The organism is Streptomyces sp. WAC05292 (genome assembly GCF_003949955.1).
Classification (GTDB): Bacteria; Actinomycetota; Actinomycetes; order Streptomycetales; family Streptomycetaceae; genus Streptomyces; species Streptomyces globosus.
Window position 1 is genome coordinate 1 of sequence record NZ_RPSE01000634.1, and the last position, 2,188, is coordinate 2,188.

A 2,188-nucleotide genomic window follows, 5' to 3' on the forward strand; every position below is an offset into this window, starting at 1 on the left:
CCCCGCCGCCGCCGCCCGCGCCGCCGCCCCTGGCGCCGGTCGCGGGTGGCGGCCGTGCCTGCTCGCCGGAGCCGTCTTCGCCGTCTGCATGGCCGGCACCACCCTGCCCACTCCTCTCTACGGCCTCTACCAGCAGGAGTTCGGCTTCGACGAGCTGGTCACCACGGTCGTGTTCGCCGTGTACGCGGTCGGCGTCATCGGCGTGCTCCTCCTCGCCGGCAACGCCTCGGACACCGTCGGCAGGAAGCCCGTCCTGCTCACCGGCCTCGCGCTCGCCGCCGCCAGCGCCGCCTGCTTCCTGTCGGCCACCGCGATGCCCTGGCTGTACGCGGGCCGCCTGCTCTCCGGGCTGTCCGCCGGCCTGTTCACCGGAGCCGCCACCGCGTACGTCCTGGAACTGGCCCCGCCGGGCGGCTCCTCCCGCGCCACGTTCGTCGCGACGGCCGCCAACATGGGCGGCCTCGGCTGCGGCCCGCTGCTCGCCGGCCTCCTCTCCGAATACGCGCCCTGGCCGCTGCACCTGCCGTTCGCGGTGCACCTGGTCCTGGTCGCCGCGTCCGCGGGCGTGCTGTGGGCCCTGCCGGAGACCGTAGGGGAGCGCGGGCCGCTGTCGGCGGTGCGGCCGCAGCGGCCCGGGGTGCCGGCGCAGGTCCGTGCCGTCTTCGCGCCCGCCGCGACCGCCGCGTTCGTGGGCTTCGCCCTGTTCGGGGTGTTCACCTCCGTCAGCCCCGCCTTCATGGCGCAGTCCCTCGACGTCCACGACCGCGCCGTCAGCGGCCTCGTCGTCGCCCTCGCGTTCTTCGCCTCCACCGCAGGGCAGTTGGCCGCCGGCCGGCTCGGCGTCCGGCGCTCCCTGCCGCTCGGCTGCGCCGCCCTCCTCGCCGGGTTGGCCCTCCTCGCCGCCGCCCTGTGGCAGGACCTCCTCGCCCTGGTCGTGCTGAGCGCGCTCGTCGGCGGGGCCGGACAGGGCCTGTCGTTCCGCGGCGCGCTCTCGGCGGTGGCCGGGGCGTCCCCGCCGGACCGGCGCGCCGCGGTCATCTCCACGCTGTTCGTGGTGGCGTACGCCGGCATCTCCGTCCCCGTCGTCGGCGTCGGCGTCATGGCGGGACCGCTCGGACTGGAGAGCGCGGGCCTGGTGTTCCTCGCCTGCATGGGCGCCCTGGTCGCCGCGGCCGCCGCCTACCTGCTGCGCAGGCCCGTCCGGGCGGGGTGAGCGCCCCGCCCGAAGCGGGCGCGGGGGGACGGTGGTTCGGGCCCGCCGGCCGGTTCGTACACTCGGTCGTCCGAACCCAGGGGGAGACCATGCACACCCGCAGCCTCGCCGGCCTCTGCGCCGCGCTCACCGCGCTCTTCGTCCTCACGGCGTGCACCGCCGCACCCGGCGGCGACCGGCCCGCCGCCTCGTCGGCGGCCACCGCCGCGCCGCCCGCCTCCCCGGGGCCGCGCGCCGTACAGGAACCCCTGCCGCAGGACCAGAACCTGCTCGCCTGGACCGGCGACCCGAACGACGCCGGCCACGTCACGGCACAGACCGCGGGCGGCGTCGGCGGCCGCGTCACCCTCGTCCGGCTCGTCCTCCACGAGCAGATCACCTGGTCCAACATCTGGCTGGGGCTCGCCGGGATCGACCCGCAGGCCAAACTCGCCGACTGCTACCTCGGCGTCTACGACGCCTCCGGCACCCTGCGCGCGGCCACCGCGGACATCTCGCCGCAGCTGATGACGGACCCGATCGCCAAGCCGCTGCCGCTGGCGAAGCCGTTCACCGCCGCCCCCGGCACCTACTTCATCGCCCTGCTCCTCAACGGTGCCTGGGCCACCAACGGCCTCACCCTCAAGGCCACGGGCGCCGGCATCTCCGTCAACGCCGGACTCACCCCGCCGAACCTGCGCTACAGCACGATCCTGACGGGGCAGACCTCGCTGCCGGCCAGGGTGGACCTGACGCAGCAGTCCACGAGCACCATCAACACCGGCTGGGGCAGCCAGTGGTACGCCGTCTCCTGACAGACGCGGCGTGAGCCCCGCGGGAGCGTGCGCCAGCGGGGTGTACCGATGGGGTGTACCACCAGTACACTTCCCGGTGTGAGAGCCACAGCAGCCGTGAAGACCGCCGGTACCGTCCTGGTGACCGCCCTGCTGACGCAACCCCTGTGGGCGCCCGGATGGGGCAGCGGCGTCCTGGGCG

General features: G+C 75.5%; 2 protein-coding genes. Both read left to right on the forward strand.

Annotation, left to right across the window (positions count from 1 at the left end):
* The first annotated feature begins 58 nt into the window (after nt 1-58).
* Entirely contained in the window at nt 59-1,213 is a 1,155-nt protein-coding gene (locus EF903_RS31875) for an MFS transporter (protein ID WP_260616201.1), read from the forward strand.
* Between the two features lie 89 nt (nt 1,214-1,302).
* Complete coding sequence (locus tag EF903_RS31880) at nt 1,303-2,007, forward strand: hypothetical protein (protein WP_125548444.1); 705 nt, start codon at nt 1,303-1,305, stop codon at nt 2,005-2,007.
* Nucleotides 2,008-2,188: the final 181 nt, after the last annotated feature.

Bases quoted from the DNA above. Each gene is read 5' to 3' on its own strand.
- EF903_RS31880 (WP_125548444.1), top strand. From the start codon at position 1,303: ATGCACACCCGCAGCCTCGCCGGCCTCTGCGCCGCGCTCACCGCGCTC.